General features: G+C 71.3%; 13 protein-coding genes. 7 read left to right on the top strand and 6 right to left on the bottom strand.

What is annotated here, in order from left to right; all coding sequences use genetic code 11:
• The first annotated feature begins 162 nt into the window (after positions 1-162).
• Both ACQ859_RS06795 and ACQ859_RS06790 read left to right on the top strand, forming a co-directional pair.
• Positions 163-588 (top strand): hypothetical protein, encoded by a 426-nt coding sequence (locus tag ACQ859_RS06795; protein WP_431259215.1) that lies wholly within the window; start codon positions 163-165, stop codon positions 586-588.
• Positions 589-613: 25 nt separating this feature from the next.
• On the top strand, positions 614-976 hold the full coding sequence (locus tag ACQ859_RS06790) for a PilZ domain-containing protein (protein ID WP_431259216.1): 363 nt from the start codon (positions 614-616) through the stop codon (positions 974-976).
• Between the two features lie 61 nt (positions 977-1,037).
• Here the strand turns inward: ACQ859_RS06790 and ACQ859_RS06785 are convergent, their stop codons facing one another.
• Complete coding sequence (locus ACQ859_RS06785; RefSeq protein ID WP_431265129.1) at positions 1,038-1,886, bottom strand: alpha/beta fold hydrolase; 849 nt, start codon at positions 1,884-1,886, stop codon at positions 1,038-1,040.
• A gap of 132 nt (positions 1,887-2,018) precedes the next feature.
• Here ACQ859_RS06785 and ACQ859_RS06780 point away from each other — a divergent pair, with 132 nt between their 5' ends.
• The 4 genes from ACQ859_RS06780 (at position 2,019) to ACQ859_RS06765 (ending at position 7,538) form a co-directional block, all read left to right on the top strand.
• A complete protein-coding gene (locus tag ACQ859_RS06780) occupies positions 2,019-3,221 on the top strand; it encodes a sensor histidine kinase (RefSeq protein ID WP_431265128.1) in 1,203 nt (400 codons plus the stop codon).
• On the top strand, positions 3,218-4,327 hold the full coding sequence (locus ACQ859_RS06775; protein WP_431265127.1) for a histidine kinase: 1,110 nt from the start codon (positions 3,218-3,220) through the stop codon (positions 4,325-4,327). The genes ACQ859_RS06780 and ACQ859_RS06775 overlap by 4 nt, the downstream gene beginning before the upstream one ends.
• Positions 4,324-5,085: a LytR/AlgR family response regulator transcription factor gene (locus ACQ859_RS06770; RefSeq protein WP_431259220.1), complete on the top strand. Its 762-nt coding sequence runs from the start codon at positions 4,324-4,326 to the stop codon at positions 5,083-5,085. Before ACQ859_RS06775 ends, ACQ859_RS06770 begins: the two co-directional genes overlap by 4 nt.
• 134 nt (positions 5,086-5,219) lie before the next feature.
• Entirely contained in the window at positions 5,220-7,538 is a 2,319-nt protein-coding gene (locus tag ACQ859_RS06765; RefSeq protein ID WP_431265126.1) for a molybdopterin-dependent oxidoreductase, read from the top strand.
• On the opposite strand, the gene ACQ859_RS06760 is transcribed toward ACQ859_RS06765, so the two are convergent.
• The 4 genes from ACQ859_RS06760 to ACQ859_RS06745 all read right to left on the bottom strand — a co-directional run bounded on the left by ACQ859_RS06760 (position 7,498) and on the right by ACQ859_RS06745 (position 10,651).
• Positions 7,498-8,565, bottom strand: coding sequence for a sce7725 family protein (locus ACQ859_RS06760; RefSeq protein WP_431265125.1), 1,068 nt, complete (start codon positions 8,563-8,565; stop codon positions 7,498-7,500). The genes ACQ859_RS06765 and ACQ859_RS06760 overlap by 41 nt on opposite strands.
• Before the next feature lie 278 nt (positions 8,566-8,843).
• Positions 8,844-9,491, bottom strand: a complete 648-nt coding sequence (locus tag ACQ859_RS06755; RefSeq protein WP_431265124.1) for a BON domain-containing protein — start codon at positions 9,489-9,491, stop codon at positions 8,844-8,846.
• Positions 9,492-9,586: 95 nt separating this feature from the next.
• The gene (locus tag ACQ859_RS06750) at positions 9,587-10,156 is read right to left on the bottom strand and encodes an SIS domain-containing protein (protein WP_431259224.1); all 570 of its coding nucleotides are present in this window, start codon (positions 10,154-10,156) and stop codon (positions 9,587-9,589) included.
• Positions 10,157-10,189: 33 nt separating this feature from the next.
• The gene (locus ACQ859_RS06745) at positions 10,190-10,651 is read right to left on the bottom strand and encodes a YraN family protein (RefSeq protein WP_431265123.1); all 462 of its coding nucleotides are present in this window, start codon (positions 10,649-10,651) and stop codon (positions 10,190-10,192) included.
• Here ACQ859_RS06745 and rsmI point away from each other — a divergent pair.
• On the top strand, positions 10,650-11,597 hold the full coding sequence (rsmI, locus tag ACQ859_RS06740; protein WP_431266476.1) for a 16S rRNA (cytidine(1402)-2'-O)-methyltransferase: 948 nt from the start codon (positions 10,650-10,652) through the stop codon (positions 11,595-11,597). The two genes, ACQ859_RS06745 and rsmI, sit on opposite strands and share 2 nt — an antisense overlap.
• A 263-nt stretch (positions 11,598-11,860) precedes the next feature.
• On the opposite strand, the gene ACQ859_RS06735 is transcribed toward rsmI, so the two are convergent.
• On the bottom strand, positions 11,861-12,202 hold the full coding sequence (locus tag ACQ859_RS06735; protein WP_431265122.1) for a hypothetical protein: 342 nt from the start codon (positions 12,200-12,202) through the stop codon (positions 11,861-11,863).
• Positions 12,203-12,250 lie beyond the last annotated feature (48 nt).

The following is a 12,250-nucleotide window of genomic DNA, read 5'->3' as shown; positions in this document are numbered from 1 at the left end:
CCGATGGATGCTACCCGTCGTCGTGACAAACGGTGTGCGCAGCGCGGCGGCGCGCCGATACACTCCTCTTTACGCCGCCGCGAGGGAACCGGTTTCCAGAACAAGACCGCGGCAATGCATGCAACAGCAGTCGTGACAAGAGTGCATCAAGGAGGACATGCGGTGAGTGATCTGCCCCGTCTGGCGCGAGCGCTGGAGTATCTGGACATGGCGTCGGCGCTTTACGTGGGCGGCGGCGCGGATCATTCCGCGCAGCTGCTGGCGGCCGCCGGCGAGCGCCTGCTGGGCGACCTCGCCCGCCTGATCCAGTCCCCCGAGCACGGCCATGAGGTCCAGCAGCTGCTGGGCCGGCTCACCCAGGCCCACGTGCCCTCACAGGTGCCGGAGGTGGGCGGCCACCAGCAGTCGCGCCAGCTCCAGGCGATGCTCTCCCGCGCCGAGACGCCCGAATCGACCGAGCTCCGCCAGGCCACCTCCGCGCTGCTGCGCGCCTCGTGGTACCTGCTGGAGACGATGGGCCTGGAACCGCTGGCGCCCTCGCGCCTGCACCAGGCGATCGAGAAGAGCACCATCTACGCCGAGCTCTGAGCGCCGGCCCACTCGCGAGCCCACCATGAGCGCCGAACGCCGTCACTTCTCCCGCATCGCCTTCGCCGGCCCGGCGCAGCTGGTGACGGTCGATCAACGCCTGCCGGTGCAGGTGCTGGACCTGTCGCTCAAGGGCGCGCTGCTGCTGCTGCCGCCCGGATCGGGCGTCGAGCCCGGCGCGCTGTGCCTGCTGGACCTGCCGCTGGCGCCGCATGACGGCCGCATCACGATGGCCGCGCAACTGGCGCACGTCGAGGGCGATCGCGCTGGCCTGCTCTGCCTGGGCATCGACATCGAGAGCATCACCCACCTGCGCCGCGTCATCGAGCTGAACCTCGGCGACGCGACGCTGGTCGAGCGCGACCTCAAGGCGCTCGTCGCGTCCTGACGCGCGCTCTCACTCCCGCTCCCGCAAGCGGGAGCGGGCGCATGGCCGAGTCACCCGCCGATCATTCGGCGATGAATTTCCTCAGCACCGCGAAGGCCGCGACCGGATCGTCGCGCCACGCGCCGTGCCCGACGCCGGGGAAACGTGCCAGCTGACGCCACTGCGGCGGCAGGGCGTCGTGGATCTCCAGCGCGTCCTCGAGCGGGCAGACCGGATCGTCCTCGCCGACCATCACCAGCACCGGGCACTGCGCCTTCTCCAGCCCCTTGAGGAGGCCGAGGTCCTGCTTCTCGCCGCTGACGAAGTGCAGCAGGATGTCCAGGTTCACCAGCGTCCGACCGCCCGCCTCGGGATCGGCCGCCGGCTGCGTGTTGTAGAGGTGGCGGACGCCGGCCCAGTAGGCCTCGAAGGTCTCGCGCGTCGGACGGCTCCAGAAGGCCTCGGCCAATGCACGGGCCTCGGGGCCGCCGCGCCGCTCGAAGGCGTCGAGCTTGCGCGCCAGGCCCATGTGGTGCGACGTGCTCGACAGGATCACCTTCGAGGCGTGGCCCGGATGCCGCGCGATGTAGCGCTGCGCGACGAAGCCGCCGAAGGACTGGCCCAGCACGATCGGCTGCTCGATGCCCAGCGCGTCGCTGAGGCGGACGATGTCGTCGGCCCACATGTCCAGCGTCCACTCGGACGACGGCCGAGGATCGCTGCGGCCATGGCCGCGGTGGTCGTAATAGACGATCTGGGCGAGGTCCGCCAGCTGGCTGAATGCCGGCTTGAACGCCGCATGGTCGAAACCCGGCCCGCCATGCATGCAGATCAGCGTCGGCTTCTCCCGCATCCGCGCCCCGTCCGGCACCAGGCCGGGTCCCTCGACGTCCACGAACAGGCGGACGCCGTTTCCGATATGGATCTTCATGGGCGGCGAGTATGCCGCTTCCGCGCCGCGCCCGTGCCGCGTCCGCCCCACGGATGCCGGACTCGTCCGACCCTGGGCGGCTTCGTCGCACGCCCGCTGGCGGGTCCCGCGCCCGGCGGCCAGAATGCCGCCATGTCCGATGCGTTCCCTTCCCCGCCCGGCGTCGCGCCCGCCGGCAACGCGGCCGAGCCCCGCCGCTCGGCGCGGGACGCCGCGCTGCAGCTCTTCAACCTGCGCATGATCGCGGCCTGCTTCTACTTCTGCCTCGCGATGGCCGGCGCCCGGTCGCTCACCTGGCTGACGCAGGACGACAGCCTGTCGGGCTGGCTCTCCGAATGGCTGCGTTTCACCCGGCAGACGCTGCTGACGGCGCTGAGCGTGCTGGCCGCGCTGGCACTGGCCGAGGCGCTGCTCGCACGCACCAGGTCGCGCTGGCCGCTGGCCGTGCGCGCCGTGGCGGTCGCCGTCGGCGCCACCGTCGGCACGCTGCTGCGCTACAAGGTCGCGAACCTGGGCGACCCGGAGGCGCCGCTGCACTGGGACTGGCTGGCCTCGACGATGGCGCTGTGGCTGGTGCTGGGCGGATTCTTCGCCGCGCTGGTGCACGGCGTGCGCGAGGAGCGCGGCGCCCAGGCGCGGCTCGCCGAACTGGCCCGGCAGCACGACCGGCTCCAGGCGCAGCAGATGGAGGCCCAGTTCTCCGCGCTCAACGCGCAGATCGAGCCGCACTTCCTGTTCAACACGCTGGCCAACGTGAAGCGGCTCTACGAGACCGCGCCCGAGCGCGGCCGCGACATGATGGGCAGCCTGATCGCCTACCTGCGCGCCGCGCTGCCGAGCATGCGCCAGGGCACCTCGACGCTGGGGCAGGAGCTGGAACTCGCGCGCAGCTACCTCACCATCCTGCAGATGCGCATGGGGGAGCGGCTGCGCTTCGACATCGAGGCCGACGCCGCGCTCTTCGCCACGCCGCTGCCGCCGATGGTGCTGCCGACGCTGGTGGAGAACGCCATCAAGCACGGCCTGTCCCCGCTGCCCGAGGGCGGCCGCATCGACATCACCGCACGGCGCGAGCCCGGCGGCCAGGCCCTGGTCCTCGAGGTGCGCGACACCGGCCAGGGCTTCGCCGCCAGCGGCGGCAGCGGCGTGGGACTCGCCAACACGCGGGCGCGGCTGACCGCGATGTTCGGTCGCGAGGCGGGCCTGGAGCTCGAGGCCGCGGCGCCCCGCGGCGTGGTCGCGCGGGTGCGCGTGCCGCTCGGCGGCGGCGCCCGCGGCGATGCCCCCGACCCGGCGGCCGCGACGGATGCGGCGACCGCCGGAGTCGCGCCATGAGCGTGCGCGAGCCGGTCGCCCACGTCTGGCATTCGTGGCGCTCGCTGCGCCGCGAGGAGCTGTCCTGGTTCCTGCTGATCGGCGTGTTCTACGGACTGGTGGACGCGTCGTCGATCTTCTACGTGATGGAGGATCCGCGCTGGCCGTCGGCGCTCGCCAACCAGATGCTGACGCCGCTGCTGGTGGCGACGGTCATCCTGTTCACCTGGCTGCCGGCATCGCGCAGCGCGCCGGAGAACCGCTGGCGGATCACGCGGGTGGGCGCCGCGGTGTTGATCGGCGCGGTGCTCGCGAAGCTGGTCTACGACCAGCTGATGCCGATGCTCCACCTGCCTTCCATCGCCGAGCTCGCGCGGGATCGCAAGTGCGATGCGCCCTGCCAGCCGGTCGGCTGGCTCAATTTCATCGGCGAATGCCTGTCGATCTGCGTCACTGCCAGCCTCTCGGTGGCCTGGTACGAGATGGCCATGCGCCGCCGCCGGACCCGGGCGAAGGTGGAGGCCCTGCTGCGCGAGCAGAGCGCGATGCAGCGCGACGCGGTCGCCGCACGGCTGGCCGCGCTGCAGGCGCAGGTGGAGCCGCAGTTCCTGTTCGACACGCTCGTGGACATCGAGCGCGCCTACGGTCGCGCCGACCAGGAAGCCCCCGAACAGATGGAACGCCTGATCCGCCACCTGCGCGTGGCCCTGCCGCGGCTGCGCGACCGCGGCGTGACGCTGGCCTCCGAGGCCGCCCTGCTGGACAGTTACCTGGCCGTGGTCGCCGGGCGGCATCGCCGGCAGCTGGGCCTGTCGACCGACTGGTCCGCGTGGCTCGCGACGCGGCCGCTGCCGCCGATGCTGCTGCTGCCGCTGGCGCAGCTGATGCTGCGCGACGCGACGCGACTGCCGTCGCAGGCGCGCCTGAGCGCGCAGGAATCGCCCGGCGGCGGCCTGCGGCTGCGGCTGTCGTTCGACCGCGGCGGTCTGGGCGGTGAAGAAGCGGCACTGCACGCGCTGGGCGAGCGGCTGGAACGCCTCGAACGCGCGCCCGGCACGCCACCGCCGCGGCTGCAATGCCGCAGCAACGCCGAGGACACCGAATTCACGCTGGAGCTGCCCGCATGACCCTGCATCCGACCGCCGTCGTCGCCGAGGACGAGGCCACGCTGCGCCACGAACTGGTGGAGCGGCTTTCCCAGCTCTGGCCGGAACTGGACATCCTCGGCGAGGCCGCCGACGGCGTGCAGGCGCTGCGCCTGCTGCACGAGGTCAAGCCCGACGTGCTCTTCCTCGACATCGAGATGCCGGGAGCCACCGGCCTGGACGTGGCGCGCCAGGTGCAGGGCCGCTCGCATGTCGTGTTCGTCACCGCCTACGACCAGTACGCCGTCGCCGCCTTCGACGAGGGCGCGGTGGACTACCTGCTCAAGCCGCTCGAGCCCGCGCGGCTGTTCACCGCGATCCAGCGCATCAAGCAGCGCCTGGCGGGCCCGCCCGCCGACCTCAGCGCGGTGCTGAGCCAGCTCGGCGCGCAGGCCGGCGGGACGACGAAGCGGCAGTACCTGCGCTGGATCAACGCGTCGGTCGGGCAGACGCTCAAGCTGATCACCGTCGACGAGGTGCTGTACTTCCAGTCCGACAGCAAGTACACCCGCGTGGCGACGCGCCAGGGCGAGGCGCTGATCCGCAAGCCGCTCAAGGAACTGGTCGAGGAACTCGATCCGCAGCAGTTCTGGCAGATCCACCGCTCCACGCTGGTCAACGCGGCGGCGGTCGCCGGCGTGTCGCGCGACTTCCGCGGGCGCATGCAGGTCAAGCTCAAGGAGAGCGAGGACGCGCTGATCGTCGCGGAGAGCTACACCCACCTGTTCCGGCAGATGTAGCCTGCGACGGCCGCTGGCCCTCACCCCTATCCTCTCTCGCAGTGCGGGAGAGGGAGCCACCCCGGCTGTCGCGCACATGACCTCGATGACACTGAGCCGCTCCCACAATCGTCGCCGAACGACGGGAGACAGCCATGGCCATAGCCGCCGCCAGCAGCTCCGCTGCCACGACCACCGATCACACGCACACCCGCATCTGCCCGCTCTGCGAAGCCTGCTGCGGGCTCGAGATCCGCACCCGCACGTCCGCCGAGGGCACGGCGATCGTGTCCATCCGCGGCAATGACGCCGACCCGTTCAGCCACGGCTATCTCTGCCCCAAGGGCGTCGCGCTGAAAGACCTGCACGAGGACCCCGACCGCCTGCGCCAGCCGATGCGCCGCCGCGCGGACCGATCGGGCTTCGACCCCATCGGCTGGGACGAGGCCTTCGAGGAGATCGCCCGCCGCCTGCCGCCGCTGCGCGCGCAGTTCGGTGCCGACACCGTCGCGCTGACGATCGGCAATCCGGCCTCGCACAAGATCGGCCTGTTCAGCTACTTCCCGCACCTGGCGCGGGCGCTGGGAACGCGCAACCTGTTCTCGGCCTCGACGCTGGACCAGATGCCCAAGCAGCTCGCCTGCGGCCTGATGTACGGCCACTGGCTCAGCGTGCCGGTGCCCGACCTGCCGCGCACCGACCTGTTCCTCTGCCTGGGCGCCAATCCGATGGTCAGCAACGGCAGCCTGTGGACCAGCCCCGACTACCGCGGCAAGGCCAAGGCGATGCGGGCGCGCGGCGGACGGATCATCGTCATCGATCCGCGCCGCACCGAGACCGCACAAGCCGCCGACGAGCACCTCGCGATCCGCCCCGGCGGCGATGTGTTCCTGCTGCTCGGCCTGCTGCACACGGTCTTCGAGGAAGGACTCGTGACGCTCGGCCGCATGGCCGATCACGTCGAAGGCCTGGACGCGCTGCGCGCCGCCGTCGCCGACTTCCCACCCGAGCGCGGCGCCGCGCACTGCGGCATCTCCGCCGACGCGCAACGCCGGCTCGCACGCGAATTCGCGACGACGCCAAAGGCTGTCCTCTACGGCCGCTTCGGCACCTGCACGCAACGCTTCGGCTCGCTGAACAGCTGGCTGATCGACGCGTTGAACATCGTCACCGGCCACTTCGACACGGAGGGCGGCCTGATGTTCCCGAAGGCTGCGGCCTTCGCGGCCAACACGATGGGCCGACCGGGTCAGGGCAAGGGCGTCGCGACCGGCCGCCGCCAGAGCCGCGTCGGCAAGGCGCCCGAGGTCATGGGCGAGTTCCCCATCAGCTGTCTGGCCGAGGAGATCGAGACGCCCGGCGACGGCCAGGTCCACGCGCTGATCACCGTGGCCTGCAACCCGGTGCTGTCGGCGCCGAACGGCGCGCGTTTGTCACGCGCACTCGACGGCCTGGACTTCATGATCAGCCTCGACCCCTACATCAACGAGACCAGCCGCCATGCCGACCTGGTCCTGCCGCCACCGTCGCCGCTGGAGGACTGGCACTACGACATGGTGTTCGCGCAGCTGTCCTGGCGCAATCACGCGCGCTGGTCCGGCCCGGTGATGCCCACGGACCCTGACGCGAACGCCGACGCACGCGCGGGTGAGAGCCCGTCGTCCGAAGCGCCGCGTGCCGAATGGCAGACGCTGCTGCGACTGGCCGCCATCGTCGCCGGCCAACCGGCCGACGCCGACCTGCAGGCCTTCGACGACGCAGCGCTGCGTGCCGAACTCAAGCGCCAGACCGGCGACCACGCCGAGGCGATCTTCGCGATGCTCGAGGGCGGCGCCGGCCCGGCGCGCTGGCTCGACCTGGGTCTGCGCTCGGGTCCGTACGGCGACGGCTTCGGCGCGAAGCCGGACGGCCTGACGCTGAAGCAGGTGCGCGCGGCGCCGAACGGCATCGACCTCGGTGAACTGCAGCCCCGCATCCCCGAAGTGCTGCGCACGGCGTCGGGCCGCATCGAGCTGGCGCCGCCCGCGCTGCTGGCGGACCTCGTCCACGCCGACGCCGCGCTGCGCCATCCCACCGGCGACGAACTGCTGCTGATCGGCCGGCGCGAGACCCGCAGCAACAACAGCTGGATGCACAACCTGCCGGTGCTGGCGAAGGGCCGGGACCGCTGCACGCTGCTGGTCCATCCGGACGACGCCGCGCGCGCCGGCCTGGCCGACGGCCAGTCCGCGCGCCTGAGCAACGCCCGCGGCAGCCTGATCGCGCCGATCACGCTGAGCCCGGACATGCGGCCCGGCGTGGTGAGCCTGCCGCACGGCTGGGGCCACGACCTCACCGGCAGCCGGCTCTCCGTCGCCGCCCGGCACCCCGGCGTCAACATGAACCTGCTGCTGGACGACGACGCCCGGGATCCGATCTCGGGCACCTCGATCCTCAGCGGAATTCCGGTGCGCCTGAGCGCGGCAGCCTCATGAGCAGCCCTTCGGGCGCGACGGCCACCGGCTTCGGCGGGAAGCGTCCCGCCAGCACGCCGCTGACCAGCTCGAGGTGGTGCATCACCTCCCACTGCTTGCTCAGCGCCCGCGTCGGCACGGTGCCTCCGGCGAGGGCGTCGAGGTAACGCCGCACCGCCTCGGTGGGACCGAAACAGACGTCGGTCCGGTCCAGCGCCGCCTGCAAGGCCAGCAGCGCCTGGCGGAAGCGCCCATCGGCGCCGCCCTCGTCGGGACCGAAGCGCCCGCCCAGGAAGTGTTCGATCCAGAACTCGCCGGTGGCCGGCGCGGTACGCAGACCACTGAGGCGGAAAGCCGCGAGCCGCGATGCCAGCTCCGGCGCCTCCGGACGCGATGGCAGCGTCGTGTAGTCCGAGAATCCCGCGAAGCCGTCGCTGTGGAACGTCAGCGCGCGGTCGGTGAACAGATGACGTTCGCTGACGCGCAACTCGGGGCTCTCCGGCAGCCGCCGGTTCTCGACCCAGACGCATCCGGCGGGCCCCACAGCCACGCGCGCCGCGTGCGTGGGTTCGATGTCCTTGAAGAAGACCGTCCTCACCTGCGCTCCGCCCAGCAGGGTCATCACCTCGTGCAGCGGCGGCGCATCGGGCCCGGCGACGAGGCCCAGCGGCCTGGAACCGAACAGCTGCACGAAGCGCCGGATGAGGGAGGCGGTCAAGGACGGACCGAGCATCAGGGTCGGGTGGATCCACTGCCGCCTGGGCAGCGAGGTGAACAGCTGGCGTCCCCATTCCAGCGACTGCGCCGGCGGCAGCAGTTCGAAATCCTGACGCACCGGATTGACCACCAGCCAGACCTGGAGCCGGTGCGCCTCGCAGGCCTCGAGCGTGTGGCGCACCGAGGTCGTCGCCTGGCGCACCGGCTCCAGCACCGGCTGCAACTGGCCATCCCGACCGAGGACCGGCGCGAGGTGCCGCAGGGCCAGCACCTCCTTCTGTTTGCCATGGAGATAGGGAAAGTACATCGCCTCGGCCTCCGCTTTGCTCATTGAGGGAGGCGCGATGATGAAGAGCGCTGGTCGATCCGTCAGCAGCGACTGCCTTCATGTGTGAGCCAAGTCAAAGGACTCGACAAAATGTCCGAAAGCGCCGGGTCCATATCGCACCACCGGCGACGAGCCCGACACTGATGAGCCCCGTTTTTCTGTGTCGACCTCGCGGCCAGAAAAAGGGACCGCATCGGCGGTCCCTCGGAGGCGGTGGTGCGGCCGCCGGACGGCACCGGCGGTCGCGCTCAACGCGTGTTCAGCGTGTGTTCAGCGCCTGTTCAAGGCGCGGTCTTCGACTTGGACTGCGGCGCCTGGCCCATCGCGGCCAGCTCGGCTTCGCTGATGATCTCCATCGCGCGCACGACCTTCTGGACGCCGCGCACGCCGCGCGCGATGTCGGTCGCGCGGTCGGCTTCGCGCTCGGTCACGCGACCCATGATGTACACGTTGCCGCGTTCGACGACCACGTAGAACGCGTTCGAGATCAGGTCCTTGGCATCGACCAGGCTGGCCTTCACCTTCGCCGCGATGGCGACGTCGTTGCCGCGGCTGGACAGCGAACTCAGCATGCCCACGCCGACCTCGTTGAGCACGCTGCTGACGTTCTCGACGCCCTGCGCGATGCGCTCCACGGCGGCCTTGTCCTCGTCGTTGCGGGTCTCGCCGGTCAGCAGCACCATGCGGTTGTAGCTGTTGACGCTGATATGGACGCGGTCACCGAGCTGCTCGCGGATGCGGTTGGAGGTCTTGAGCTCGATGCCCTGGTCCTCGAGCTGCGTGCCGGACGTGCGGCGGTCGGTCGCCACCAGCGCGCCGCTCACCGCGGCGCCGCCGACGATCAGCGGCACGCACGCGGTCTGCAGCAGGGCGCCGCCCAGCGCGGCGGCGAGGATCAGGCGGCGGTTCCAACGGGTCTGGGTGGTCATGCGGAGGTCCTTGGGAGTCGGGGAAGGGGGATCGGCATCGCCGTCGGGGTCGGAGATCGGGGGCTGAAGTCGGGGCAGGTATCAGGGGGCGGGGCTCATTCCCCCGCGCCGAGCAGCTGCAGGTCGATCGCGTCGCTGAGGCAGTGCGACAGCAGCCGGTGCGCCTCCGCCACCCGCGCGAAGCGGCTGTGCGGCACGCGCAGCTGCACGTCGGTGTCGAGCAGCGTCCCCCGCCAGTCGTCGTCCTGTGTGCCGCTGAGCACGATCACGCTCATCTCCTGGCCGTGCGCGACCTGCAGCAGCGCCGCGGCCGCGCCGCTGGCCTGGGCCTCGAACAGCAGCAGCAGGTCGCCGGGATGGCCGAAGGTCTGGATCTGGCGCATCAGCGCCGAAGCGGGATCGGCGTAGCCCTGCGCCTGCGCGTCGAGCGCGAGCGCGGCCAGGCCGGGACGTTCCTGCTCGAAGCGGCCCGACAGCAGCGAGGCCATGTAGGTCGCGTCCGCGGCCGAGATGCCCAGGCCCGCGCTCAGCACGCGGCCGCCACCCGTCAGCGCGTCCACCATCATCTGCGCCGCGACCGCCAGCGGGCGCGACAGGCCCTCGGCGATCTGGTACAGCAGGTCGGCGCTTTCGAAGAATTGTTGTTGTATGCGTTGTTCCAACATAGGTGCGGGGATGATAAAGGCGGACGGACCCCGTCAATCGGGCGTCCAGCCGTCCCGCGACCACGGCGACGCCGCGTCGAAGGCGCCGCGCAGCCATTCGATGCGGTCGCCGTCGATGGCCACGACGTCGAAACGGCACGGCGGCACGACCCGCTGCGTGCGCAGGAAACATTGCGCCGCGAAGATCACACGTCGTTGCTTGTGCCGCGTCACGCTGGCGGCCGCGCCGCCATGCGCATCGTGCCCGCGGGCGCGGACCTCGACGAAGACCAGCGTCCCGTCGCGCTCGCGCAGGATCAGGTCGACCTCGCCGCCGCGCGCGGACGGTCCGCGGGCCACCCGATAATTGCGCGCCACGAGCCGCAACCCCTGGCGCGTCAGATGATCGAGGGCGCGCTGCTCGGCGTGCGCGCCGCGCGCCTGCGTGTCCACCGCGGCCACCGCCGCCACCGCGCCCGTGGTGCCCGTGCTTCCCCTGGAGAATTTCTTGAACATGTCGACGTCCCCGTCCGCTTCGCTGATCGCCGCCGCTTCCGCCGCGGCCGGTCATCAGCAACATCCGGGCGGCACGCTCTACGTCGTCGCGACCCCGATCGGGAACCTCGCCGACCTCAGCCTGCGCGCGATCCACGTGCTGGGACTGGTCGACGCGGTCGCCTGCGAGGACACGCGCGTCAGCGCTCAGTTGCTGCGCTGGCTCGGACTGCACAAGCCGCTGGTGGCCCTGCACCAGCACAACGAGCAGCAGGCGGCGGAAGGCCTGGTCGCGCGGCTGCTGGCCGGCGAGCGCATCGCCTACGTCAGCGACGCGGGCACGCCGGCGATCTCGGACCCGGGTGCGGTGCTGGTCGCCGCGGCCGCGAAGGCCGGCGTGCGCGTCATGCCGCTGCCCGGCGCCAGCAGCGCCGCGGCGGCGCTCAGCGTCGCCGGCGACGCGCGCGCGCAGGGCTTCCGTTTCGTCGGGTTCCTGCCCACCAAGGCCGCCGAGCGCCGCGGTGCGCTGCAGGCGCTGACCGGCGCGCCCTACAGCCAGGTGCTGTTCGAGGCGCCCCACCGCATCCAGGAGCTGATCGCGCTGCTGGCCGAACTCGCGCCCGAGCAGACGCTCACGGTCTGCCGCGAGGTGACGAAGCAGTTCGAGACCATCCACACCGCGCCCTGCGCGACGCTGCCCGCCTGGATGGCCGAGGACAAGCAGCGCGAGCGCGGCGAGTTCGTGCTGGTGCTGCATGCGGCGCCGGCGGTCGCCAGCACGGACGGTCTGCCCGAAGAGACGCTGCGCACGCTGCGCGTGCTCGTGCGCGACCTGCCGCTGAAGCAGGCTGCGGCGCTGGCCGCCGAACTCACGGGCGAGTCGCGCAAGGCGCTCTACCAGCAGGCGCTGGAATGGAAGCAGGACGCCCAGGGTGAGGATGACGAGGACGCTGAAGAGGCGCTCTGAATTCATCTTCCTGCGGAGACCCCGGCCCTCACCCCCACCCTCTCCCGCAAGCGGGAGAGGGAGTCCGGCCGGCTCCACTCGCAGCATCGACTCCTCTTTCCCCCTCTCCCGCTGGCGGATGAGGGAGCCGCACGCAGTCCGCGCTGCACCGACTCCCTCTCCCGCTTGCGGGAGAGGGCAGGGGTGAGGGCCAGCGGCCGCGGAAGTCAGAGGACCTGACACGGGCGCTCTCCCGAACACCGGGAGAGCAAGTCAGGACTGGATCACTTGCCCGCGGTCTTGTCGTTGTGCTTCGCGCGGCGGATGTCGGCACTGGCGACGTCCTGCTTGCGCTGCAGCTGGCGGCGCTCCTTGGCGGTGACGACGCCGTCGGACTTGGCCTTCGCTTCGGCGTTGTCGACGCGGGCCTGCTGCTTCTCCAGATGCTGCGTTTCCTTCGCGGTCAGCTGACCGGACGCGGCACCGTTGGCGATGCGCTGCTGCTGGTTCGCTTCACGCTGGTCGACGCGCGGCGTGGCGGTCGAGGCCGGCGCGGCGGTCTGGGCGAACGCCGAAGCGGCGAGCAGGCTGGACACGAGGGCGATCGACAGGGACATGCGCTTCATCGAGGTTCTCCTTGGGAGGTTGGCTGCGGTTTTCGTTGCCGCTGAGGA

This window comes from Roseateles chitinivorans, from assembly GCF_050632235.1.
In the GTDB taxonomy this organism is placed as follows: Bacteria; Pseudomonadota; Gammaproteobacteria; order Burkholderiales; family Burkholderiaceae_C; genus Roseateles; species Roseateles chitinivorans_A.
Note: the sequence above shows the minus strand (reverse complement) of the source record. Positions and strands in the feature narration are given on the sequence as shown.

Excerpts from the sequence above, each read along its gene's own strand:
- rsmI (WP_431266476.1), top strand. The coding sequence starts at position 10,650 with ATGTCGACGTCCCCGTCCGCTTCGCTGATCGCCGCCGCTTCCGCCGCG.
- ACQ859_RS06750 (WP_431259224.1), bottom strand. The coding sequence starts at position 10,156 with ATGTTGGAACAACGCATACAACAACAATTCTTCGAAAGCGCCGACCTG.
- ACQ859_RS06770 (WP_431259220.1), top strand. The coding sequence starts at position 4,324 with ATGACCCTGCATCCGACCGCCGTCGTCGCCGAGGACGAGGCCACGCTG.
- ACQ859_RS06780 (WP_431265128.1), top strand. The coding sequence starts at position 2,019 with ATGTCCGATGCGTTCCCTTCCCCGCCCGGCGTCGCGCCCGCCGGCAAC.
- ACQ859_RS06755 (WP_431265124.1), bottom strand. The coding sequence starts at position 9,491 with ATGACCACCCAGACCCGTTGGAACCGCCGCCTGATCCTCGCCGCCGCG.
- ACQ859_RS06760 (WP_431265125.1), bottom strand. The coding sequence starts at position 8,565 with ATGAGCAAAGCGGAGGCCGAGGCGATGTACTTTCCCTATCTCCATGGC.
- ACQ859_RS06785 (WP_431265129.1), bottom strand. The coding sequence starts at position 1,886 with ATGAAGATCCATATCGGAAACGGCGTCCGCCTGTTCGTGGACGTCGAG.
- ACQ859_RS06765 (WP_431265126.1), top strand. The coding sequence starts at position 5,220 with ATGGCCATAGCCGCCGCCAGCAGCTCCGCTGCCACGACCACCGATCAC.
- ACQ859_RS06775 (WP_431265127.1), top strand. The coding sequence starts at position 3,218 with ATGAGCGTGCGCGAGCCGGTCGCCCACGTCTGGCATTCGTGGCGCTCG.
- ACQ859_RS06790 (WP_431259216.1), top strand. The coding sequence starts at position 614 with ATGAGCGCCGAACGCCGTCACTTCTCCCGCATCGCCTTCGCCGGCCCG.
- ACQ859_RS06745 (WP_431265123.1), bottom strand. The coding sequence starts at position 10,651 with ATGTTCAAGAAATTCTCCAGGGGAAGCACGGGCACCACGGGCGCGGTG.
- ACQ859_RS06735 (WP_431265122.1), bottom strand. The coding sequence starts at position 12,202 with ATGAAGCGCATGTCCCTGTCGATCGCCCTCGTGTCCAGCCTGCTCGCC.